Source organism: Kineococcus glutinatus (genome assembly GCF_039542765.1).
Taxonomy (GTDB): Bacteria; Actinomycetota; Actinomycetes; order Actinomycetales; family Kineococcaceae; genus Kineococcus_A; species Kineococcus_A glutinatus.
Map to the genome: position 1 here is coordinate 1 of NZ_BAABIL010000450.1, position 2121 is coordinate 2121.

The 2121-nt window shown below is 77.7% G+C and carries 2 protein-coding genes; both read right to left on the reverse strand.

All coding sequences use genetic code 11. The features are described from left to right. A partial coding sequence (hemA, locus tag ABEB16_RS15795; RefSeq protein WP_345713183.1) for a glutamyl-tRNA reductase occupies nucleotides 1-1054 on the reverse strand: 1054 nt, incomplete at its 3' end. After that, a complete protein-coding gene (locus tag ABEB16_RS15800) occupies nucleotides 1051-1764 on the reverse strand; it encodes a redox-sensing transcriptional repressor Rex (RefSeq protein ID WP_425560219.1) in 714 nt (237 codons plus the stop codon). The genes hemA and ABEB16_RS15800, both read right to left, overlap by 4 nt. Nucleotides 1765-2121 lie beyond the last annotated feature (357 nt).

A 2121-nucleotide genomic window follows, 5' to 3' on the forward strand; every position in this document is an offset into this window, starting at 1 on the left:
CGCGGCGGGCGGCGGCGTGGGCGGCGACCTCCTCGGCGATGATCTGCCGCACGGAGCGCAGGTCCCCGCCGGCGGCCGCGCCGTCGAGGTCGCGGCCGAGCACCTCCAGGCCCACCAGGTGGGCGCCGGGCAGCCCGGCCACCTCCGGTGCGACGTCGCGGGGCAGGGCGAGGTCGACGAGCACGAGGGGTCGCCCGGGCCGGCGCGCGAGGGCGGCGGCCACCAGGGCGGCGTCGAGGACGTGCCCGACGGAGCCGGTGCAGGAGACGACGAGGTCGGCGGCGGTGACCTCGTCGGCCAGCGACCCCAGCCCGGTGGCGCGGCCGCCGACGGCACCGGCCAGCCGCTCGGCGCGCTCGGGGGTGCGGTTGGCCACGACGATCCCACCGCCGCTCCCGCAGGCGGTGCCCTCGGCGGCGCCCTCGGCGGGGACGCCGACGCCGCGCCGGTGCAGGGTGGTGGCGACGAGGGCGCTCATCGCCCCGGCGCCCACGACGAGGGCGCGGGTACCGGCCAGGTCGCCGAGCACGGCTGCCGCGTGGCGCAGGGCCGCGTCCACGAGGGAGCCACCGGCGGCGTCCAGCCCCGTCTCGGAGTGCGCCCGCTTGCCGACGCGCAGCGCCTGCTGCAGCACCTGGTCGAGGGCGCCGCCGCCCGCGCCGGAGTCCTGCAGCCGGCGCAGGGCGAGGCGCAGCTGGCCGAGGATCTGGCTCTCGCCCACGGCCATGGAGTCCAGGCCGCACGCGACGGAGAACAGGTGCTCCACGGCCGCGTCCTCGTAGTGCACGTACAGCTGGTCGCCGAGCACCTCCAGCGGCGCGCCGATGCGCCGGCCCAGGGCGGCGCCGACGTCCGCCACGCCGCCGTGGAAGCGGGTGACGTCGCAGTACACCTCGACGCGGTTGCAGGTGGAGAGGACCACGGCCTCGCTGACGTGCGGGCCGTCGAGGAGCTCCCCGACGAGGCGGGCGCCGGTCTCCTCGTCGAGCGCGGCGCGCTCGAGCAGGTCGAGGGAGGCGGTGCGGTGGGACAGGCCCACGACGAGGAGGGTCACCGGACCACCCCCGCCACCGCCGCGGCCTCCGGCTCCCCGCTCGTCCCGCGGCCGGCCGGGGCGGCACCGGGCACCAGCCGGGCGGCACGGGCGAGCGCGGCGCGGCGCTGCTCGTGGAAGGCGAGGATCTGCAGCTCGGAGGCGAGGTCGACCTTGCGCACGTGCACTCCCTCGGGGACCTGCAGGACGACGGGGGCGAAGTTCAGGACGCTGCTGACGCCGGTGGCGACCACGCGGTCGCACACCCGCTGGGCGACCGCGGCGGGTACCGCGAGCACGGCGATGGTGGGCCGCTCGTCGGCCACCGCGGCCTCGAACTGGGCCAGGGGGCGCACGACGAGGCCGTTGACCCGCTTGCCGACGACGGCCGGGGAGTCGTCGAAGAGGCCGACGACGCCGAAGCCGCGGGAGGCGAAGCCGCCGTAGCCGGCCAGCGCGTGGCCGAGGTTGCCGATGCCGATGATGACCACGCTCCAGCGCTGCGTGAGCCCGAGGTGCTCGGAGATCTGCTGCACGAGGCGGGCGACCTCGTAGCCGACGCCGCGGGTGCCGTAGCTGCCGAGGTGGGAGAGGTCCTTGCGCAGCTTCGCGGAGCCGACGCCGGCGGCGGCGGCGAGCGCCTCGGAGGACACGGTCTCGGTACCGCGCTCGGCGAGGACGGTGAGGGCCCGCAGGTACTGGGGCAGGCGGGCGACGGTGGCGTCGGGCACACCGCGCCCGGCCTCCTCCGACCCCGTCGGCTCGCCACCACCCGCACCGGGGGTCCCGGCCCGCTGTCCGGGACGCGGCCCGGACAGCGGGCCGACCGTCACGTCGTCGTCGTTCACAGGGCCGAGGTGTCCTCGCATCGCAGGGGTGGGTGTCGCAGCAGCGGGTGTCGCGGGGTGGTCAGCCGGGTGCCGAGCGCATCCGGACCGATCCACCCTAAGCGTTTGTGAACGCACGCACAAAGTCGTGCGGCACCTGCGGGGGTGTCTCGTGGCTCACGCCCGCGCCCCTCCCCGCCGCCCGCCCGTGCGCGCCGCGCGGGCCCGGGCAGGTGCCCGCCGCGCCGTCCGCGCAGGTGC